Origin of the sequence: Kribbella sp. NPDC050124, assembly GCF_044460355.1 — a bacterium.
Lineage (GTDB): Bacteria > Actinomycetota > Actinomycetes > Propionibacteriales > Kribbellaceae > Kribbella.
The window spans coordinates 585,150-605,679 of record NZ_JBITJU010000002.1 but is presented as its reverse complement, the minus strand read 5'-3'; the positions used below and the strand labels follow the sequence as shown (position 1 = coordinate 605,679).

General features: G+C 69.7%; 17 protein-coding genes. 6 read left to right on the top strand and 11 right to left on the bottom strand.

The genetic code is table 11. The annotated features are described in order from the left end of the window. Positions 1-24: 24 nt before the first annotated feature. The gene (locus ACIBL3_RS09740) at positions 25-2,097 is read left to right on the top strand and encodes an alpha-galactosidase (RefSeq protein ID WP_396352853.1); all 2,073 of its coding nucleotides are present in this window, start codon (positions 25-27) and stop codon (positions 2,095-2,097) included. Here the strand turns inward: ACIBL3_RS09740 and ACIBL3_RS09735 are convergent. Genes ACIBL3_RS09735 through ACIBL3_RS09725 form a run of 3 tightly spaced genes read right to left on the bottom strand, consistent with a single transcriptional unit; the run spans position 2,080 to position 4,851 of the window. Then, positions 2,080-2,871 (bottom strand): citryl-CoA lyase, encoded by a 792-nt coding sequence (locus ACIBL3_RS09735; RefSeq protein ID WP_396352852.1) that lies wholly within the window; start codon positions 2,869-2,871, stop codon positions 2,080-2,082. The two genes, ACIBL3_RS09740 and ACIBL3_RS09735, sit on opposite strands and share 18 nt — an antisense overlap. Further along, the gene (locus tag ACIBL3_RS09730) at positions 2,868-4,091 is read right to left on the bottom strand and encodes a CaiB/BaiF CoA transferase family protein (RefSeq protein ID WP_396352851.1); all 1,224 of its coding nucleotides are present in this window, start codon (positions 4,089-4,091) and stop codon (positions 2,868-2,870) included. Before ACIBL3_RS09730 ends, ACIBL3_RS09735 begins: the two co-directional genes overlap by 4 nt. Continuing rightward, the gene (locus ACIBL3_RS09725; protein WP_396352850.1) at positions 4,081-4,851 is read right to left on the bottom strand and encodes an IclR family transcriptional regulator; all 771 of its coding nucleotides are present in this window, start codon (positions 4,849-4,851) and stop codon (positions 4,081-4,083) included. The genes ACIBL3_RS09730 and ACIBL3_RS09725 overlap by 11 nt, the downstream gene beginning before the upstream one ends. Before the next feature lie 207 nt (positions 4,852-5,058). On the opposite strand from ACIBL3_RS09725, the gene ACIBL3_RS09720 reads away from it, so the two are divergent. The 3 genes from ACIBL3_RS09720 to ACIBL3_RS09710 all read left to right on the top strand — a co-directional run bounded on the left by ACIBL3_RS09720 (position 5,059) and on the right by ACIBL3_RS09710 (position 10,998). Further along, a complete protein-coding gene (locus ACIBL3_RS09720; protein ID WP_396352849.1) occupies positions 5,059-5,460 on the top strand; it encodes a universal stress protein in 402 nt (133 codons plus the stop codon). A gap of 150 nt (positions 5,461-5,610) precedes the next feature. Continuing rightward, on the top strand, positions 5,611-9,657 hold the full coding sequence (gene hrpA / locus ACIBL3_RS09715; protein WP_396352848.1) for an ATP-dependent RNA helicase HrpA: 4,047 nt from the start codon (positions 5,611-5,613) through the stop codon (positions 9,655-9,657). Between the two features lie 162 nt (positions 9,658-9,819). After that, positions 9,820-10,998, top strand: coding sequence for a PQQ-binding-like beta-propeller repeat protein (locus tag ACIBL3_RS09710; RefSeq protein ID WP_396352847.1), 1,179 nt, complete (start codon positions 9,820-9,822; stop codon positions 10,996-10,998). On the opposite strand, the gene ACIBL3_RS09705 is transcribed toward ACIBL3_RS09710, so the two are convergent. The 8 genes from ACIBL3_RS09705 to ACIBL3_RS09670 form a co-directional block, all read right to left on the bottom strand. Continuing rightward, positions 10,974-13,754, bottom strand: coding sequence for a BTAD domain-containing putative transcriptional regulator (locus ACIBL3_RS09705; RefSeq protein WP_396352846.1), 2,781 nt, complete (start codon positions 13,752-13,754; stop codon positions 10,974-10,976). The genes ACIBL3_RS09710 and ACIBL3_RS09705 overlap by 25 nt on opposite strands. A 51-nt stretch (positions 13,755-13,805) precedes the next feature. Beyond that, a complete protein-coding gene (locus ACIBL3_RS09700; RefSeq protein WP_396352845.1) occupies positions 13,806-14,426 on the bottom strand; it encodes a response regulator in 621 nt (206 codons plus the stop codon). Further along, positions 14,426-15,571: a sensor histidine kinase gene (locus ACIBL3_RS09695; protein WP_396352844.1), complete on the bottom strand. Its 1,146-nt coding sequence runs from the start codon at positions 15,569-15,571 to the stop codon at positions 14,426-14,428. The genes ACIBL3_RS09700 and ACIBL3_RS09695 overlap by 1 nt, the downstream gene beginning before the upstream one ends. Next, a complete protein-coding gene (locus ACIBL3_RS09690; protein WP_396352843.1) occupies positions 15,568-16,290 on the bottom strand; it encodes an ABC transporter permease in 723 nt (240 codons plus the stop codon). The genes ACIBL3_RS09695 and ACIBL3_RS09690 overlap by 4 nt, the downstream gene beginning before the upstream one ends. Then, positions 16,287-17,003 (bottom strand): ABC transporter ATP-binding protein, encoded by a 717-nt coding sequence (locus ACIBL3_RS09685; protein ID WP_396352842.1) that lies wholly within the window; start codon positions 17,001-17,003, stop codon positions 16,287-16,289. The genes ACIBL3_RS09690 and ACIBL3_RS09685 overlap by 4 nt, the downstream gene beginning before the upstream one ends. A 56-nt stretch (positions 17,004-17,059) precedes the next feature. After that, entirely contained in the window at positions 17,060-17,209 is a 150-nt protein-coding gene (locus tag ACIBL3_RS09680; RefSeq protein ID WP_396352841.1) for a helix-turn-helix domain-containing protein, read from the bottom strand. A 93-nt stretch (positions 17,210-17,302) separates the two neighbouring features. Continuing rightward, complete coding sequence (locus ACIBL3_RS09675) at positions 17,303-17,719, bottom strand: VOC family protein (protein ID WP_396352840.1); 417 nt, start codon at positions 17,717-17,719, stop codon at positions 17,303-17,305. Positions 17,720-17,897: 178 nt separating this feature from the next. Beyond that, entirely contained in the window at positions 17,898-18,530 is a 633-nt protein-coding gene (locus ACIBL3_RS09670) for a CGNR zinc finger domain-containing protein (RefSeq protein ID WP_396352839.1), read from the bottom strand. A gap of 51 nt (positions 18,531-18,581) precedes the next feature. Here ACIBL3_RS09670 and ACIBL3_RS09665 point away from each other — a divergent pair, with 51 nt between their 5' ends. Together ACIBL3_RS09665 and ACIBL3_RS09660 are read left to right on the top strand one after the other, a co-directional pair. Beyond that, positions 18,582-19,793 carry an MFS transporter gene (locus ACIBL3_RS09665; protein WP_396352838.1) on the top strand — a complete coding sequence of 404 codons (1,212 nt, stop codon included), beginning with the start codon at positions 18,582-18,584 and terminating at the stop codon, positions 19,791-19,793. Then, complete coding sequence (locus ACIBL3_RS09660; RefSeq protein ID WP_396352837.1) at positions 19,762-20,526, top strand: fructosamine kinase family protein; 765 nt, start codon at positions 19,762-19,764, stop codon at positions 20,524-20,526. Before ACIBL3_RS09665 ends, ACIBL3_RS09660 begins: the two co-directional genes overlap by 32 nt. Positions 20,527-20,530 lie beyond the last annotated feature (4 nt).

The following is a 20,530-nucleotide window of genomic DNA, read 5'->3' as shown; positions in this document are numbered from 1 at the left end:
TCCCTGTGCTGAGGCGGTTGCTACGTGAGTGTTCCGGTCTTTCAGTGGGGCAACGACGCTCTGCGCCTGCACATCGCCCACGGCGAACACCAACCACCACGCCTCCTGGCGTTGACGATTCCGGGCGAACGCGCCCCGGATCCCGCGGAATGCCTGCAATCCGCACTGCCGGTGGTCGAGCTCTCCCTCGCCGGCACCGGACGCCACGGTACGTCGGGCAAGCGGCACATCGACGGCCTCGCGGCACAGCGTCTCCGGTTGCAGACCTGGCAGGAGTACGTCGACGACGGCGCGCACCGCCTCCGCCTGGACTTGGCCGATCAGGAGAGCGGGCTGGAGGTCCGAGTCCACTACGCGATCGCCGACGGCATCCCGGTGCTCCACAGCTGGGTCGAGGTGAGTACGACGAGGCAGCCCGTCGTACTGGATTACGTGTCGAGCCTGACGCTGTCCGGTCTCGGTCGGGGACTGCAGTGGGAGGACGAGCTCGCGCTGTGGCTGGCGGCGAATCCGTGGAGCGGTGAGTTCCGCTGGCGGCGCGCGACGCTGGGCGAGCTCGGGCTGTACGACGTCGGCATGGTCGACTACGACCAGACCGGGTCGAAGAACCGGATCGCGGTGACGAGCACCGGCAGCTGGTCGACGTCCGAGCGGCTGCCGATGGGGATCCTCGAGCAGCCCGGTCGCGTGATCGGCTGGCAGATCGAGCACAACGGCGCCTGGCACTACGAGCTCGGCGACCGGTATGGCGCGGTCTACCTGACCGCGTCCGGTCCGACCGCCGCCGAGCACCAGTGGTCGCAGCGACTCGAGCCCGGCGAGAGCTTCCGGACCGTCCCGGCGGCGATTGCGGTCGGCAACGACCTGCAGACCGTCGCGGACGCGTTGACCGCGCACCGGCGCCGTATCCGCCGGCCGCATCCGGACAATGTCGACGTTCCGATTGTCTACAACGACTTCCTCAACGGCCTGATGGCCGACCCGACCACCGAACGTGAACTGCCCCTGATCGAGGCTGCTGCGGACCTGGGCGCGGAGATCTACTGCATCGACGCGGGCTGGTACGACGACGAGGGCGGCGGCTGGTGGGACGCGGTCGGCGAGTGGCAGCCGTCGGTCAAGCGGTTCCCGGACGGCGGGCTCGCCGGGCTGATCAAGCGGATTCGCCGAGCCGGGATGCGACCAGGTTTGTGGCTCGAGCCGGAGGTGGTCGGCGTGCGCAGTCCGATCGCGCAGTCGCTACCGGACGAGGCCTTCTTCCAGCGCGACGGGCAGCGGCTGACGGAGTGGGGACGGCATCAACTGGATCTGCGTCATCCGGCTGCGAAGGCGCACGTCGACGAGGTGGTCGACCGGCTGATGTCGGCGTACGGCCTGGCCTACCTCAAGCTGGACTACAACATCGACATCGGTCCCGGCACCGATGTCGGCGGCAGCGTGGGCGCTGGGCTATTGGCGCATAACCGCGCCTACCTCGCGTGGGTCCGCGAGCTGATGGACCGGTACCCGAACCTCACGATCGAAGGCTGCTCGGCGGGCGGCAGCCGGACCGACGGTGCTTCCGGTGCGGTGTTCCCGATCCAGTCGCTCACCGACCAGCAGAACTTCCGGCTGATGCCGCCGATCGCGGCCGCGTCGCCGCTCGCGATCACGCCCGAGCAGGCCGGCGTCTGGTCGTCCGTCGACGGATCGATGACGGACGAGGACCTGGCCTTCTCGCTGATCACCAGCCTGCTGTTCCGGGTCCACCTGGCCGGTCGGATCGACACCCTCTCCCCCGCGCAACGCTCGATCGTGCGCGATGCCTTGCGCACCTATCGCGACATCCGGGGGACGATGACGGCCGGTACGCCGTACTGGCCGCTGGGTCTGCCGGGGTGGCGGGACGACTGGATTGCGGTCGGCCGCCGGACCGGCGCTGGGTCGCTGCTCGCGGTCTGGCGGCGCGAGGGCGAGGCAAAGGTGACGCTGCCACTTGAGGTGGACGACGTCGAGGTGCTCTACCCGCGCTGGGGTGGCGAGGTGATCAATGTCGACTCGGACGGTGTCGAGATCTGCCTGCCGGTCAACTCCGCGCGACTACTGCGCCTGCACTGAGCGCGGCGGGTGGCCGGTGTAGGTCGGGATGATCCCCTTCGGGATCGGGCCCTTGATGCGGGTCCCTTCCTGCTGCTGCTCGTAGGCGTGTGCGAGCAGCCCGACCGTCCGGGACACGACGAACAGCCCGCGAGCCAACTCGGGAGGCAGCCCGAGCTCGGCGTAGATCGTCGCCGTCGCGCCGTCGACGTTCATCGGGATCGGGTCGAGCGCCTGCTCCAGCGCGAGCGCGACCTTCAGGTGGCGCCCGTCAACGGTGCCGTCGGCAACTGCCTGCTGCAGCGCGCCGATCAGCGGATCCCGGCGCGGGTCCCGCGGATGGAAACGGTGCCCGAAGCCGGGGACGTACGCCTTCCGGGCCTTGTACGACGCAACGACCTCACGGGCTGCTTCTTCTTCCGAAGCACCCCCGTCGACCGTCGCGCGGACGTCGTACAGCAGCGCGAGGCACTGCTGCCCGGCCCCGCCGTGAACGTCACCCAGCAGGTTGACCCCGCTGGCTATCGCGTTGTTCAGCGCGAGACCGCACGACGCCGCCATCCGCGCGACGGCGATCGACGGTGCCTGCGGTCCGTGGTCGACCCCGGCGATCAGGGTCTGCTCGAGCAGCGCAGCCTGTCCCGGCGTGGGCAGGTCACCGCGCACCATCAACCAGATCAGCTGTGGAAAACTGACCGACCCGATCAGCTCCTCGACCGGGTAGCCACGGAGCCGGATCACGCCGGGCTCGATGTTCGTGATGCTCGTCGCCCAGTAGTCCGCGGCGTCCGTCATAGCGCTCCTTCGTCACGCAGGGCGGCGATCTCTTCCGGCGGGTAACCCACTTCGGCCAGGACCTCGTCGGTGTGCTCGCCGAGCCCGGGCGGCCGCATCGACGGGCCAACCGACCGGCCGTCGACATGCACGCTGCTACCCAGAACGCGCAGCCGCTGGTCCCGACCGTCCGGCATCGGTACGTCGTGCATCAGCCCACGCTCGGCCAACTGGTCGAGCGCCAGCGCATCCTCGACGGTCAGAACCGACGCAGCCGGTACGCCGGTGTCCGCGAGCCGCTCGTCCCAGTACGCGGCCGGCCGCTGCTCGAGCGTCTTCTCCAGCTCTGCCGTGAGCTCCTGCCGATGCTGCTTGCGCGCCTCACGGGTCGCGAACCGTTCGTCCGCGATCAATTCGGGTCGGCCGAGGACCGTGCACAGTTCGACGTACTGCTCCTGCTTGTTCGCGGCGATGTTCAGCGCGCCGGACGCCGTACGGAAGGTTCCGGACGGTGCGGACGTGGCGTTCTCGTTGCCCATGGCACGTGGTTTGCGGCCCGCGACCAGGTAGTCCGACACCACCCAGCCCATCGCCGCGACCGCGGTCTCCAGCATCGACACGTCGAGGTAGCTGCCCGCGCCGGTGCGGGCGCGCTTGACCAACGCGGCCGAGATCGCGAACGCGGCGGCGTACCCGCCGAGAGTGTCGGCGATCGGGAACCCTGTCCGGGTCGGCGCATCCTCCGGCGCTCCGGTGACGCTCATCATCCCGGACAGCCCCTGGATGATCTGGTCGTACGCCGGTCGCCGTCGCATCGGCCCGGTCTGGCCGAAGCCGGACACCGCGCAGTACACGAGCCCCGGGTTCAGTGTGTGCAGCACTTCGACCGGGAAGCCGAGTCGGGCGAGCACCCCAGGCCGGAAGTTCTCCAGGAGTACGTCGGCCTCGGCGGCCAGCCGCTCGAACACCTCGCGGCCGCGCGGGTTCTTCAGGTCGAGCGTGATCGACCGCTTGGCCGAGTTCTGGGCGAGGAACGAGATGCCGAGGCCGGCCGCGGACAGCGACGGGTCGCCGCCGAGGCTGCGCGCCAGGTCGCCGGTGCCGGGCACCTCGATCTTGATCACGTCGGCGCCCATCAGCGCGAGCTGGTAACCGGCGAACGGTCCCGCCAGCACATTGGTCAGATCGAGGACCCGTACTCCGGACAGGAGATCCGCGCCAGGTCGCCCATCAGGTTGCACTGAAGCCGCTCCAACCCGTGGCGGAGATGGTGTCGGCACATCGCCGTACGGCGTTCACGTATGCAGGCAACCGGTCGTCGCTGAACCGCGTGGTGGGACCGCCGAGGGCGATCGCGGCGACCACGCGGCCATCGGATCGCCGTACCGGAGCCGCCACCCCGGACGCGCCCAGCTCGCGCTCACCGTGGCTCATCGCGAAACCCCGGGCAGCCGTCTCGACGGCCGCGGCGCGGAGCTTCTTGGCGAAGCCGGCTGGGCGCGGCGCCTCCGCAGCGATCTCCTCGATCACCGATGGATCGGTGTCGAGCACCGGCGGATCGGTCAGCAGCACCTTGGCCGCAGCGCCACCCCACAGCGGCAGCGCCGAACCGACCGCGATCATGTGCCGGACGCTGAGCGTGCCCGGCGCCTGCGCGAGGCAGACGCGAGTGCGGCCGACGCGGATGTAGAGGTTGGCCGTCTCGCCGGTGTCCGCGGCCAGTTTGCCCATCGCGGCGCGGACCGCCGGTGGGATCTCCATGCTCGCGCTGCTCAGCCGCGACCAGCGCAGGAACCCCGGGCCGATCGCGTACTTCCCCGGCCCGATCGCCGCGACCAGGCCGCGCTGCTCGAGGGTGGTGACGAGCCGGAGCACGGTCGTCTTGGGGAGGCCGCTGGCGTGGGTCAGCGCGGCCAGCGTCCAGGTCGGGTGCTCGTCGTCGAACCGTTCGAGCAGGTCCAGGGCCCGGTGCACGCTGCGAACGCCGTCGCCTTCACTCATGCCGTCGACGATAACCCGCCGTACCGCAGACTGGAATTTCTGTACCTCCTGGTGGAACGCTGCTGCGGTCGCGGAGACCTACTCCTCGCCCCCGTGTTCGCCCTGTTCGTGTCCTACCTCCCCCGGATCGTCGCCCGCGTCCGCGGCACCCAACCCGCCCACAACCGCCTCACCTTCGGCGAGGACGACTGATGGGAGAGTAGGCACGTGAAGATTCTGGTCGGCTACGTGCCAACTCCTGAGGGCGAGGCTGCGTTGGCGGCCGCGGCTGCCGAGGCGAAACTGCGCGGGGCGTCCGTGCTGCTGCTCAACACCAGCCGCGGCGACGCCTATATCGACGCCCGCTACGCCAACGCCGAAGAGCTGGCCGCCGCCGAGGCCGGACTGCGGGAGCGCGGCGTCGAGGTCACGATCCAGCAGGCCGTCTCCTCCGGCGACGTCGCCGGCGAACTCCTCAAGGCAGCCGCCGCCGAGGACGTCACGCTCATCGTCCTCGGCCTCCGCCGCCGCAGCCCCGTCGGCAAACTCATCCTCGGCAGCACCGCCCAACGGGTCCTCCTCGAGTCCCCGGTCCCGGTCCTCGCCGTCAAAGCCCCGGCCCGCGACTGAAGCCCCCGCCTGGCGGACGCCCAGGCCATCACAATCCGCGCGTCCCGGCCCGCGCCCGCCTGGCGCGTCGCCTCGGGCGGGATTGTGATGGGCTGGCGGTTCGCCAAACCAGGTGAGCTCCTGGGGCGGGCCGCATAAACTGGTCGGGTTATGCCTGATGCCCGGACCGAGTCGTCTAGTCCAAACCCAGCCACCGGTCCCGCCCAGGACCCCACCACGCGCAGACCCCGCCGTCGCCGCGGCCGCAAGCTGTCGTCGTCCGGTACGACGGTCGCGGCGGACCCGAGCCTCACCGACGTGGTGAGTCGGTTGGAAGGGCTGACGGCGTGCGACCGGGAGCAGTTGGGGCGGCGGTTGGAGCGGGTTCGGCGGGCGCAGGAGGGGCGGAAGCGGGAGCAGGAGCTGCTGGGGGTGCTCGGGGCGGTCGAGCAGGCTGAGCGGCGGGTGGAGGTACGGCGGGCCGCCGTACCGGAGATCTCGTATCCGGAAGAGCTGCCGGTCAGCCAGCTCAAAGACGACATCGCGGACGCGATCCGGCAGCACCAGGTCGTGGTGATCGCGGGTGAGACCGGGTCCGGGAAGACCACGCAGATCCCGAAGATCTGTCTCGAGCTCGGCCGCGGGATCCACGGCATGATCGGGCACACCCAGCCGCGGCGGCTGGCGGCGCGGACGGTCGCGGAGCGGATCGCCGAGGAGCTCGGCACCGAGCTGGGCGAGACGATCGGTTTCGCGGTCCGGTTCACCGACAAGGTGAGCGAGCGCTCGCTGGTGAAGCTGATGACCGACGGCATCCTGCTCAACGAGCTGCAGCGCGACCGCGACCTGACCCGGTACGACACGCTCATCATCGACGAGGCGCACGAGCGCAGCCTGAACATCGACTTCATCCTCGGCTACCTCAAGCAACTGCTCCCGCGCCGCCCCGACCTCAAGGTGATCATCACCTCGGCCACGATCGACCCCGAGCGGTTCGCCGAACACTTCGCCGACAGCGAGGGCAACCCCGCGCCGATCGTCGAGGTCTCGGGCCGGACGTACCCGGTCGAGGTCCGGTACCGGCCGATCAACGACCCGGACGACCCGAGCACGATCGAGCGCGACCAGACCCAGGCGATCCTGGACGCCGTCGACGAGCTCGAGTACGAGGCGTCCGGCGACGTACTGGTGTTCCTCAGCGGCGAGCGCGAGATCCGCGACACCGCGGACGCGCTCAACGACAAGTACGCCGCGCAACGCGGCCGACCCGGCGCGGTCGAGGTGCTCCCGCTCTACGCCCGGCTCTCGAACGCCGAGCAGCACCGGGTCTTCCAGCCGCACTCCGGTCGCCGGATCGTGCTCGCGACCAACGTGGCCGAGACCTCGCTGACGGTCCCCGGCATCAAGTACGTGATCGACCCGGGTACGGCGCGGATCTCGCGGTACAGCCATCGCACCAAGGTCCAGCACCTGCCGATCGAACCGGTCTCGCAGGCGAGCGCGAATCAGCGAAAGGGCCGCTGTGGCCGGACCAGCGACGGCATCTGCATCCGGCTGTACTCCGAGGAGCACTTCGAAGGCCGGCCCGAGTTCACCGACCCGGAGATCCTGCGCACGAACTTGGCCTCGGTCATCCTGCAGATGACCGCGATCGGCCTCGGCGACATCGCCGCGTTCCCGTTCATCGACGAGCCGGACCGGCGCAGCATCACCGACGGCCTGCAACTGCTGACCGAGCTCGGCGCCATCGAGAAGGCCGGCCGCCTGACCCCGGTCGGCCGCCAGCTCGCCCAGATCCCGCTCGACCCGCGGCTGGCGCGGATGATCGTCGAGGCCGACAAGCACGCCTGCGTCCGCGAGGTGATGGTGATCGCGGCCGCGCTGTCGATCCAGGACCCGCGCGAGCGCCCGACCGACGCCGAGGCCCAAGCGCAGCAGGCGCACGCGCGGTTCCGCGACCCGAACAGCGACTTCCTCGGGTACCTGAACCTCTGGAACTACCTGAAGAAACAGCAGAAGGAGCTGTCCGGCAACCAGTTCCGCCGCATGTGCCGCAGCGAGTACCTGAACTACCTGCGGGTCCGCGAGTGGCAGGACATCTTCGCTCAGCTCCGCCAGGTCGCGTCGCAGATCGGCGTCACCCTGAACAGCGGTGAGCCGGCCGATCCGCAGAGCGTGCACGTCGCGCTGATGTCCGGCCTGCTCTCGCACCTCGGCATGAAGGACCCGGCCAACCAGCACCAGTACCTCGGCGCCCGCGGCACCAAGTTCGCGATCTTCCCGGGCTCCGGCCTGTTCAAGAAGCCACCGCAGTTCGTCATGGCCGCCGAGCTCGTCGAGACGTCCCGGCTGTGGGCGCGGGTGAACGCGAAGATCGAACCGGAGTGGGCCGAGGACCTCGCCCAGCACCTGATCAAGCGCTCGTACTCCGAGCCGCATTGGGAACGCAAGGCCGGCGCGGTGATGGCCTACGAGAAGGTCACGCTGTACGGCGTCCCGATCGTGGCCCGGCGCAAGGTCAACTACGGCAAGGTCGACCCGGAGGTGTCGCGGGAGCTGTTCATCCGGCACGCGCTGGTCGAAGGCGACTGGGACACCCACCACAAGTTCTTCCACGAGAACCGCAAGCTGATCGAGGAAGTCGAGGAGCTCGAGGAGCGGACCCGCCGACGCGACCTGCTGGTCGACGACGAGACGCTGTTCGCCTTCTACGACGAGCGGATCGGCAGTGAGGTGGTCACCGGCCGGCACTTCGACACCTGGTGGAAGAAGGCCCGGCAGCGCGACGCCGACCTGCTGGACTTCGAGCGGTCGCTGGTGGTCCGGGAGGGCGCCGAGGTCAAGGAGGACGAGTTCCCGCTGACCTGGACGCGGAACGGGATGACGTTCGACCTGACCTACGCGTTCGAGCCGGGCACCGACGCGGACGGCGTGACCGTGCACATCCCGCTGCTGGTGCTGAACCAGGTCACCGCGGACGGGTTCGAGTGGAGTGTGCCCGGGTTCCGCGAGGAGCTGGTCACCACGCTGATCAAGTCGTTGCCGAAGGCAATCCGGAAGAACATCGTGCCGGCTCCGGATCACGCCCGTCAGGTGCTCCCCCGGCTCGACCAGGCGTCCGGCCCGCTGACCGACGCACTCGCCCGCGAGCTGCGGAACCTCCGCGACGTGGTGATCGAGCCGGCCGACTGGGACTGGAGCCGGGTGCCCGAGCACCTGCGGATGACGTTCCGGGTGGTCGACGACCAGGGCAAGACAGTGGCCGAGGGCAAGGACCTGGCCAAGCTGAAGGAACGCCTGAAGCCGAGGACCACGGCCGCGATCTCGAAGGTGGCGTCGAAGGCGGTCAGCGGGCTGGAGCGGTCCGGCCTGACCGACTGGACCTTCGGCGACCTGCCGCGCAGCTTCTCCGAGCACCGCAACGGGCTGACGGTGGCCGGCTACCCGGCGCTGGTCGACGAAGGCAAGACAGTCGCGATCCGGCTGCAGGAGACCGAACGCGACCAGGCTGCCGCGATGTGGAACGGCACCCGCCGGCTCTTGCTGCTGACGATGCCTTCGGTGATCGACGTCGTACAACGGAACCTGACAAACCAGCAGAAGATGACGTTGATGGCGGGTCCGCACCGCAATGCCGGCGAGCTGCTGGACGACGCGATCTCCGCGGCGGTCGACCAACTGATGGCAGCGGCGAACGGTCCGGCGTGGAACCTGACCGCATTCTCGATACTGCGTGACGCCGTACGGTCGGATCTCGCTGACACTGTCCTGACGATCCTGAAGCAGGTCGAGCAGGTGCTGTCGCATGCGCGGGCCGTGGACAAGCTGATCTCGCGGGCATCGAGCCCGGCTCTGATCGCGGCGCTGTCCGACGTCCGCGGTCAACTGGAAGGGCTGGTGCACCCCGGGTTCATCACCGAGACCGGTGCGAAGCGGCTGCCGGATCTGGTTCGCTACCTGCGCGGGATGGAGCAGCGGCTGGAGAAGATCGGCGCCAACGCGATGCGGGACCGCTCGGGGATGGCGATCATCCAAACGCTCGATGACGAGTACCGCGCTCGGCTGAACGCCGTACCGACCGGGAAGTACCCGAGCCCGGAGCTCCTCGAGGTCCGCTGGATGCTCGAGGAACTCCGGATCAGCCTCTTCGCCCAAACCCTCGGTACGCCGTACCCGGTGTCGGAGAAGCGCATCCGGAAGGCCCTCGCAACTGCTTGAGCATCAGCGGAGCGCTGCGAGGCTCTGGGTGAGCAACAGGCCCAGGCTTCTTCGGGTTGCTCCCGCCCGCCCTGCACTGGCAATGGGGGGCGGCTTGATCGATCGTTGATGTGCGGTGGGGATCGTCAGGGTATGACTGGACGATTGTTGAGGGTGCGAGCGATGGGTGCGCTCGCTGCGCTTTTGATGACGCCGCTGGTTGTTTCGGGCCCGGCGAGCGCCGTGGCGGTCGGTGACTGGACGCAGTTCCGCAATGGGGCTGCGCACCAGGGGGTCAATCCGGCCGAGACCGCGCTGTCGGTCTCGACCGTCAGCGGACTGCGGCAACAGTGGGTGACCAATGTCGGGGGCAGTGTCTGGTCCTCGCCTGCGACGGCGGACGGCCGGCTGTACGTCGGCGGGCTCGACGGCCGGCTGCACGCGCTCGACGCGGCGACGGGCCAGACGCTGTGGGCCAAACCGGACAGCGCGCTGACCGGCGACTGGACGTTCACCTCGCCGGCCATCGGGGACGGCGTGGTGTACCTGGGGATCAACCGGCCGGCGGCCGAGATCTGGGCGTTCGACGCGGTGACCGGGGCGACCCGGTGGCGGACCGGCGCCTCGATCAGCAACATCAACGGGTCGCCGACACTGGCGGGATCGGTGCTGTACGCCGCCACGACCGAAGATCAGGTACTGGCGCTCGACGCCGCCACCGGTGCCCGGATCTGGGACGCGAAACCGAACGGGGGCCGCGGATCCGGCTTCTACTCGTCGCCAACCGTTGCTGAAGGCAAAGTATTCGCCGCCTCACTGAACCAGCGGTTGTACGCCCTGGACCAGGCGACCGGCGCGGTGCTGTGGTCGTTCCCGACCGGCGGGCACAACTCGTCCACGCCGGCAGTGGTCGACGGGACGGTGTACTTCGGTTCCCGGGACGGCAATGTGTACGCCGTGGACGCGGCAACCGGCGTGCAGCGGTGGAAGACGCAGTACGGCACGAACATCCTCGCGTCGTTCCAGTCCTCCCCCGCAGTTGCCAACGGGACGGTCTACATCGGCACGAACAACGACCGGCGAGTGCTCGCTCTCGATGCGGCGACCGGTGCAATCCGGTGGAGCTTCCGCACCGGTGGCGTGGTGATGTCCTCTCCGGTTGTGGCGAACGGCGTCGTGTACGTCGGCTCGGACGACCGTAGTGTCTACGCGTTGCGCGCCACGAACGGACAACGGCTGTGGTCCGCTCGGGTGTCCGGTGCGGTCGACTCCGGCCCGGTCGTCGCGCAGGGCAAGGTCTACGCCGGCACGTACGGCGACAACGGTGGTGGGAACGTCTACTCGTTCGCGCTCAGGCGCTGACCGTTGCCGTGCGGTCGGGGCTGCTGCACCGCCTCGCTGAGCAACCGTAGGCACTGCGCAGCACCACGCCGGTCGTCGGTGCGTTCGCAGATCGCCAGCGCGGATCGCAGGTACCCGAGCGCGCGGTCGACTTGGCCCAGGTCGCGGTGGGCCATGCCGAGGTGGGTCAGGCAGTGCGCCTGACCCACCTCGTCGGCCAGCTCACGGAACATCGCCAACCCCCGTGTGAAACCGGCGAGTGCCTCCCGCGGCGAGCCGGCGGCCTCATACACCTCGCCGACGTTCGTCCACGCAGCAGCGCGACCACGACGGTTGCCCAACTCGGCGAAGATCGCGCCGGACTCCGCCAGGCAGCGGAGTGCTTCGTCGTACCGGCCGAGTCGTCCCAGCACCGGACCGAGGTTGTTCAGGTAGATGCCCTTGCTGTGCGGGTCACTCGCGAGCGCCAGAGCCTCGGTCAGGCACCTGGCGGCCTGGTCGTAGCGTCCGAGGCTGTCGTAGACGGTCCCGAGGCCGTTCAGACAGGACGCGCGGTCTACGGCCTCGCTGAACAGCCGCAGTGCGGCCCGCAAGTGATCCGCAGCCTGGTCGTACTCCCCCTGCAGCTCGTAGGCCGCGCCAAGATCCCGGTGCGCGAACCCCTCGGCATCAGAGTCCTGCGTACGGCGAGCCACCGCCAGTGCAGTCTGGTTGAGCCGGATCCAGTCCGCGCGATGACCTCTGATGTGGAAGAACGCGAACAGCCCTCGCGCCAACTGCGAGGGGATGTCGTCCGGTACGCCGTCCGTCGCCGCCGCCTGCTCGACCGTCGCCAGCAGATTCGCCCGCTCCGTCTCGAACCAGTCCAACGCGGCCCGCACGTCGCGGAACGCCGTACCACCCTCCGCCCACTGCCCCGCCGTACGCAGCCGTGGGTCGCCCGGGCGCAGCATCGCGTACCCGTTCCACACCGTGGCGACCTGCCACCGCATGGCTCTCGTCAGTACGGCGCTGAGGTCGCGCTCGCCAGCGAGCTCGCGGGCGAGCAGCCGCAGCAGCTCATGCAGTCGGTAGCGACCGGGCGCTGGACTCTCCAGCAGCTGTGCATCGACCAGGAGCTCCAGCACAGGTGTTGGGTCTGCTGAGCCCAACAAACGCCCGGCAAACGGCGGGCTGAGGTCCGCTGCCTCGGGCAAACCCAGCAACCCGAACGCCGCCGCAGCCTCGCGTTCCGCAGCCGATCCGTCGGCCAGCATTCGATGGCTCAACTGGAGCGACGCCCGGACGTCGAGGTCGCCCGCCCGCAGCTCATCCAGGCGGCTGCGGGTATCCGCGAGCCGGTCAGTCAGCGTGCGGACCGGCCACGCCGGCCGTGCGGCCAGTCGCGCACCCGCGATCCGCACCGCCAGCGGCAGCCCGCCGCACAACGCAACCAGCTTCCGCGCAGCCGCTGGGTCAGCCGCGATCCGGTCCGGCCCGGCCAGCTGTCCCAGCAGGGTCAGCGACTCACCGGCAGCCAGCGGACGCAGATGCAGGTGCCGTACGCCGTCCAGCGTCGCCAGCACCCGCCGACTGGTCAGCAGCACGGCGCAGCCCGGCCCAGCAGGCAGCAACGGCCGCACCTGAGCCGCGTCAGCCGCGTTGTCCAGTACGACGAGCACCCGCCGAGTCGCCGTCTCCGCCCGGAACCGGCCAGCGGCTTCGTCCAGGTCGTACCGCCCCGCATCGGGTACGTCGAGCGCGCGCAAGAACCGGCCGAGCACTCCGATCGGCGTGCCGTCCGACGACAGGTCGGCGTACAACTGCCCGTCCGGAAAGCTCGCCGCGACGAGATGCGCGGCGTGCACGGCCAAGGCGGACTTGCCGATGCCCGCCACCCCGTCGACCGCCCCGATAGCAGTGTCGCCCTTGAGCAGGCTGGTCAGCTCGACCAGCTCGGTACGCCGACCAGTGAAGGCAGCCACGTCGGCCGGGAGTTGGCGCGGGACCACTGTCCGTCTCGCCAGCGACATGTGGTCCGGCAGGTCGAGTGCGGGGTCGGCGGCGAGCATCTGCTGGTGGAGATCCCGGGCTGCGCGGCCGGGCTCGGTGCCGAGCTCGCTGGCCAACCGGTCGCGGAGGCGGCGGTAGGCCGCGAGTGCATCGGCCTGCCGGCCGGACCGGTAGAGCGCGAGCATCCACTGCTGCCACAGGCGTTCTCGGAGCGGGTTGTCCTCGACGAGAGCGCGCAGCTCGGCGGTGAGCTCGGTGTGCTGGCCCAGGGCGAGTCGGGCTTCGACCAGGGTCTCGCTGGCGGCCAGTCGTCGTTCCTCAGCCACCACCAGGCGGCCGTCGGGGTCAGCGTCGACAGGGATGTCCTCGAGAGGCTGGCCGCGCCAGAGGGCTAGGCCTTCAGCCAGCTGCTGGGTGGCGGCCAGCGGATTGCCGTCGCGCAGGGCCTGCTCGCCGCGGCTGGTCAGCTCCTCGAAGGCCAGCAGGTCGAGGTCTTCGACGGTCACGTCCATCCGATAACCGGCCGCGTCCGTGACCAGGCGCGGCGGCCCGGTGCTCAGCTGCAGGTCGCGGCGCAGGGTCGACACGTACGTGCGCAGCGCTCCGATCGCGGTCGGCGGCGGCCGTTCCGGCCAGATGGTCTCGACGAGCCGGCCCGCGGTCAGGGGCCGGTTGGCGCTCACCAGCAGCACCGCCAGGACGGCACGCAACTTCGGCGAACCCAGCCTCACCGGCTCGCCGTGGCCGTCGCGAATCTCCAGCGGTCCGAGCACCTTGAACCGCACGCACGCCCCTCCCGTCGTCACCCTGACCAACGGATCACTGCGGCTCGCGGTTCAACGCTGCAGCAGACCGGCCTTGTACGCGGTGGCGACTGCGGCCGCGCGGTCCTTCACCTCGAGCTTGGCGTAGATGTGGATGAGGTGGGTCTTCACCGTCGCCTCGGTGATGAACAGCCGGGTCGCGACGTCTCGGTTCGTCGCGCCGCCCGCGATCAGGCCCAGCACCTCGAGCTCGCGCGGGCTGAGCGTCGCGCGCGGCTCGGGTCGCTTGGTCAGCACCTCCGCGACCGCGGGCGACAGCACGCTCTCACCTCGGGCGGCCGCCTGGACCGCGTTCCTCAGCTCGGCTCTGGGCGTGTCCTTCAGCAGATACCCGGTCGCGCCCTGCTCGATGGCAGGCAGTACGTCGGCATCGTCGCCGAACGTGGTCAGCACGAGGATTCGGACCGCGGGCTGTTGTTCGCGGAGCCGCCGGATCACCTCGGCGCCGGGCAGGTTCGGCATCCGGAGATCCAGCAGGACGACATCGGGCTCGGTCCGGCGAGCCAGCGCCAGCGCCTCGGGTCCGTCGCCCGCCTCACCGACGACCTCGAAGGCCTCGTCGGCGGCGAACATCCCGCGCAGCCCGTCGCGGACGATCGGATGGTCGTCGACGATGATCAGCCGGATCGGCATCAGTCCTCCGGAGCTGGGATCGCGGGAACGGTGGCGGAGATGCCGGTGCCCTCGCCAGGCGTGCTCTCGACCTCGAACGACCCCGCGAGCCGCGTCACCCGCTGCCGCATCCCGATCAGTCCGAAGCCGGACGTCGTACTTGTCGAGGTGAAGCCGTCTCCGTCGTCGCGGATGTCGAGGGCGACCACGTCCTCCATGTAGGAGAGGGTGACGCCGACCCGGGTCGCGTTCGCGTGCTTGGCGATGTTGGTCAGGGCTTCCTGAGCGACACGCAGCAACGTGTGCTCGACCTCGGGATGGAGAGCTCTCGGATCCCCGGTGATCGACAGCGCCGCAGGCACGCCAGTACCGTCCACGACGCGTTGGAGCGCGGCCGTGAGGTCGCCTTGCTGCAGCTCGGCCGGCCGCAGAGCGTGAATCGACCGGCGAGCCTCGTTGAGGCTGTCCCGTGCGAGACCACGGATGGTGTCGAGGCGGCCGGTCGAACCGCCCTCGTCTGCTGCGGCTTCCACCTGGGTGAGGATGCCGGTGAGCCCTTGGGCGATGGTGTCGTGGATCTCCCGGGCCATCCGCTGCCGCTCCGCGAGGACACCGGCCTCGCGTGCACTCGACAAAAGCTGCGACTGCAGTACGGCGTTCTCCTCGGCCAACTCCTGCAGCCGGTCGATGAGTTGCCGGCGCTCCTCGCTCTGCCGGGAGATCGCGTTGAAAAGCATCCCGGTGGCCGAGGCGATCAGCAGCGCGACGAGGAACGACGCCAGCAGTTCGCGCAGCCCGTCATCGCCGCGCGGTCGAGCCAGAACCAGTACGGCGGACGTAGCAGCGACACCGACGTACGCCTGCCAGCCTGGGAGCAGCGTGAAGACCTGGACGAACAGACCGACGCCGGTGACGGAGAACAACGGGTCCTGATGGACGAGCGCAGCCAGGAGACCCAGCGTGCCGGCCAGGTAGAGCAGTGCGATCGCGGTGTTCGTCTCGGACCGGCGGTAGAGAGCTGCCGTCCAGGCGACGCCCGCCATGGTCAGGAGCAGGATCACCGGACGCCACTCGTCGATCAGCGCGAAGGTCGCGGGCAGCAGCAGGAACAGGTACGGCAACGCCGGCAGGACCCGCTCCCACCGCTCGATCGGGGTGGCGCTCACGCGCGGAAGACCTTGGCCGCCGCGGCGGTGGCGAGGACGGTGATGATCGCCATGACCGCAAGCGTAGTGGCGGAAAGGTCGCCGCCGGACCAGGCTGCGCGGATCGTCGAGACCACCGGCGCCATCGGTGTCAGGTCCCCGATCGTCCGCATCGCACCGGAGGTGAGCTCGCGCGGAACCATCGCACCGGAGACGAACACCATCGGGAAGAACACGGTCAGCCCGACCAGCGTCGCGCTCCGGCTGTTGGGCACCAGCGCGCCGATCAGCATCCCGATCGCGCCCAGACTCGTCGCGCCCAGGATCCACGCCAGCGCGACCTTGGCCACGTTGGCCGGCGCGGCCAGGTCGAAGCCGATCGCACCGGTCGCCACGATGACCGCCGTACCGAGCAGGGCGAGCAGCAGGTGTGCGATCCACTGCGCGCCGAGCAACATCCCCGGAGCCGCGGGCGTGGCCAGCAATCGCTTGAGGATGCGGCGTTCGCGGTACTGCGCGAGGGTCCCGGGCAGCACCACCAGGGCGGCCAGGCCGATCACGAAGACGGTCAGCATCGGCACGTTCGCGTCGATCTCGCGGATGCCGCCGGGCAGCTCGTCGCCACTGCGCATCTTGACCCACAGCAGGACGACCGGGAACGCCAGCGCGAAGAACGCCGACATCGGGTCGCGGACGATCAGCTTCAGCTCGATCGCGACGACGTTCAGGATGCCCTTCATGACAGGTCCTTTCCGGTGAGCGCGAGGTAGGCGCTGTCGAGTGAGTCGGTGCGTGCCTGGCGGATCAGGTCGGCGGGGCTGCCGGTCGCGATGATCCGGCCGTTGTCGACAATCGACACCCGGTCGCACAGCGCCTCGGCCTCGTCCATGAAGTGCGTGACCAACACGACGGTAAGCCCGCGGTCCCGCAGCTTCCTGATCAAGTCCCAGGTCGTACGGCGGGCCGCCGGGTCGAGACCCGTGGTCAGTTCGTCGAGGAAGACCACCTCGGGTCCGCCGACAAGAGCCAGCGCGATGAACAGCCGCTGCTTCCATCCCCCGGACAGGCTCCCGAACCGGGCCCGGCGGCGCTCGGTCAGTCCCCACTCGTCCATCAGCACGCGCCAGTCGACGGGGTCGTCGTACAGCGAGGCGTAGAGCCGGAAGGCCTCGTCCACCTTGAGCGCGTCCGGCAGCGCGGACTCCTGAAGCTGTACGCCGATCCGCTGCTGGAGCGCCCGGCGATCGGTCTGCGGGTCCATGCCCAGCACCCGGAGGACGCCGCTGTCGCGGTGCCGGAGCCCGGACGCGCACTCGACGAGGGTGGTCTTGCCGGCGCCGTTGGTGCCGGCGATGCCGAAGATCTCGCCACGGTCCACCGTCAGCGAGATGCCGTCGACCGCAGTCCTCGACTTGTAGGTCTTGCGGAGGTTCTCGATCTCGATCACTGTCATGCCTCGAGAATCCCGGCCGGCGCCCCTCCGCCACATCAACCGATCGGTCGATGGGGCTAGGGCACGAACGCGCGCTGGGAACGACGCCGGAACTCCCGCGGTGACAGCTCGTGTGCGGCGGCGAAACAGCGGCTGAAGTACGACTGGCTCGCGAACCCACACCGCTCGGCGATCACCGCGACCGGATCGTTTGTTGCTGCCAGCAACCCCGTTCACCGGCAGCGGCGAGTGGTCCTGAGACAGCACAAGCCCGCCCCGGCCAGGTGGCCGGGGCGGGCTGTCGATCCAGGCAGTTGTTCCTACTCCAGGCAGATTCGGAACGGGTGGCCTGCGGGGTCGGCGTAGATACGCCAGCCGCGGGCGTTCTCGGCGGGTGGTGGGTCCAGGGGGTCGAGCGGTTCGGCCCCCAGCGCGGTCACGCTGGCGTGGCCGCTGGAAAGGTCCTCGACGATGAGGTCGAGATGGAGATCCTGCGCGTCGGTGCCGGGCCAGGTCGCCGGCACGAACTCCTCCGAGCGCCGGAAGGCCAGCGTCGAGGACCCGAGCGACGAGCCGGGGCCGGTGAGGCTCCGCCAGTCGTCGTCACCGTTCTCGTCGATCTCCAGCCCCAGCAGCGCCGAGTAGAACTGGGCGAGCTCGAGTGGGTCCGGGCAATCCAGCACCACCGAGCCGAGCCGCCCGGCAGTACTGCCCGGCTGCTCTGCCACCTGCGTCATCTGTCCTCCAGCTTCTGTTTCAACTGCCCGCCCCTGTCCGGGGCAGGACCGGCCAGGCCCGTCGTGGTCGGAAGGCCCGGCCGCCTACGATGACAGGTCGGACGGACACTTCGCATCTTTCGACACGCCTCCTTGACGGGTCATGCGATTGCGGACGGTGAGCGTACCTGCCAAACCGTCAGACGGTGGAAGCAGATCGGCGCTTCTCACTGAGCTTGCGGATCTTGGCCCTGGTCCCGCAGTCCTCCATCGAGCACCAGCGGCGCGACCCGTTCCGGCTGCGGTCGAGGAACAGCCAGCCGCAGCCGCCCTCGTCGACCGGACAGGCCCGCAACTGCCGCAGGTCGACGGTCCGCACCAGCTCGACAGCGGCGCTGACCAACCGATCCGGGATCATCGACGCCGGCGACGTACCGACCATCAAGTCGGCGACAGCGCCACCTGGCACGAGCACCGAGCGTGCCGCGGCCGCGGACCACCGAAGCGTCAGAAGCTCAAGCGCAGCGGCGAATTCGGCGGCCTGATCACGCCGGCTCAGCACCGTGTAGACGGCCTCGCGGATCTCGACCGTCGCATGCAGCACCTGCTCGGCCACACCCGGCGCACTGCCCCACGCCGCGCCGACAGCATCCGCCTCAGCCTCGGCGAGCAACCCGGTACGGCGACTCCACGCCAGCAGCTCATCGGGGCCTGGAAGGTAGTCGCGCTCGTCCTCCACGCCACCGGGCACGCGCGGCGTCACCGTGTTCACCAACTCGAGGGCGGGATGCCCTCCGACGATCCGGAGCTCGTCATTGCGGTCCTCAGCCATACATGAGATGCTACCACTATTACCCCCTTTACTGGAATCACAGGTGACGTCATGGTCAACACGTCCCGCCGAACCCAGGCCGTGCTCGCCGCGCTCGGAGCCGGCACCTTCTCCTACGTGACGATCGAGATCCTGCCGATCGGCCTGCTCACGGTGATCGCGGCCGACCTGGGGCGGTCCCGCTCCGAGATCGGCCTGCTGGTCACCGGGTACGCCGTGCTCGTCGCGCTGGCCGCCATCCCGCTGGCCCGGCTCACCCTCGGACTCCCCCGGCGGCTCGTCCTGGGCGCCACACTCGGCCTGATGGCCGTCGGCGCGGCCGTGTCTGCGGCGGCACCGACGTACGAGGTCCTGCTCGTCGGGCGGCTGCTGACTGCGCTGTCGCACGCACTCTTCTGGTCGATCATCTTCCCGATCGCGACCGGACTGTTCCCGCCGGCGCTCCGCGGCCGGGTGGTCGCCAAGCTGTCGATCGGTTCCGCGCTCGCTCCGGTCGTCGGCATCCCGCTCGGCACCTGGCTCGGTGAGCAGGCCGGCTGGCGGCTGCCGTTCGCACTGATGGCCGTCGTCGCTGCAGCGACCGGTCTGGCTGTCCTGGCCCTGCTGCCTCACAGCAGCGCAGAGGAGACCGCCCCTCGCCGCGGGACTGCTCGTGGCAATCGCCGGTACGGCGTGCTCGTGGCCAGCACGTCAGTCGGAGTGGCTGGCTTCCTGACGTTCAACACCTACGTCACGCCGTTCCTGCTGGACGTCGGCGGCTTCGGCACGGGCGCTCTCGCTCCGATCCTGCTCGCGTGCGGGCTGGGCGGCCTGGCCGGGACGCTGCTCATCGGACGGCTCATCGAGCGCGACCCGTGGGTTGCGGTCGTCCTACCGCTGGCACTGGTCGGCGCGTCACTGCTGGGCCTGTACTCGGTCGGGCACGAGCAGGCGCCGACGGTGTTGCTGATCGCGCTCGTCGGGATGGCCTTCAGCATGCTGGCAGTCGGCATCCTCAGTCGGACACTGCTGGTGGCTCCGGGGAGCTTGGACCTTGCGTCGGCCGGGACCAACGTGGCGTTCAACGTCGGGATCGCGGCCGGCGGGCTGATCGGTGGCGTGCTGCTCGACAACACCGGCGTACGCAGCGTGGCACTGGTCGGCGGCCTGCTCGCGATCGTCGCACTGACGGCGATGACAGCGGACGAGCCGGTGCTGGCCCGAGGCCGCCGGTTGATGCAAGAGTGCGAGGATGCCTGTCGAGTTCGTCAAGAGGCGGCATGACGCGCCACCGGGATTCTTCGAGGTCGAGGCGGCCGGGCTGCGCTGGCTCGCCGTACGCGGTGGAGTGCCGGTTGCGGAGCCCTTGGACGTCTCCCCCAGTCACCTGAGTATGGTCCGGCTCGAGCTGGCTCCACCGACCGGTGCCGCGGCCGACGAGTTCGGCCGGCGGCTGGCTGTGACGCACGACGCCGGCGCCAGGCACTTCGGCGTACCGCCGGACGGCTGGGACACCGACGGCTACATCGGCACGATCCGGCTCCCGCACACCCGGGAGCCGGTGAAGTCGTGGGGCGAGTTCTACGCGAACCTGCGGCTCCGGCCGTACCTGCGGTCGGCGTACAACCAGGGCACGATCGACGGACACCAACTGCAGGTGTTCGAGCAGGTCTGCATCCGCCTGGAGGCCGGGACGTACGACGACCCGTCCGAACAGCCGAGCCGGATCCACGGTGACCTCTGGTCGGGCAACGTCGTCTGGTGCACCGACGGCGTCCACCTGATCGATCCCGCGGCACACGGCGGCCACCGCGAGACCGACCTGGCCATGCTGGGCCTCTTCGGGCTTCCACAGCTCGAACGAGTGCTTCGCGCGTACGGCGAGGTGCGTCCGCTCGCGGATGGCTGGCGGGACCGGGTCGGGCTGCACCGGCTGCACCCGCTGCTGACGCACGTGGTGCTGTTCGGTGGCAGCTACGTGCCACAGGCGATCGCCATGGCCCACAAATATGGCTGAGACC